1 pseudogene is annotated in these 277 nt (G+C 43.7%); it reads left to right on the forward strand.

Annotated elements, in window-relative coordinates:
• Positions 1-277: pseudogene (locus tag ACFIO5_RS12750) on the forward strand (bifunctional methylenetetrahydrofolate dehydrogenase/methenyltetrahydrofolate cyclohydrolase); the annotation flags it as partial.

The following is a 277-nucleotide window of genomic DNA, read 5'->3' on the forward strand; positions in this document are numbered from 1 at the left end:
GATGATTGAACAACAATGTGGACAAGACTTATCTGGTCTTGATGCTGTTGTTGTTGGACGCTCAAATATTGTTGGCAAACCTATGGCCGCCCTCTTAACAGCAGCAAATGCCACTGTAACAATCGCTCATAGTCGTACTCGTGATCTTGATGACGTATGTCGTAGCGCTGATATCTTAGTAACAGCTATAGGTCGCCCACAAATGATTAAAAAAGACTGGGTTAAAAATGGGGCCATTATTATTGACGTGGGCATTAACCGCATTGCAGCACCAGAG

The sequence above is a fragment of the Bartonella sp. AA86SXKL genome (genome assembly GCF_042196885.1).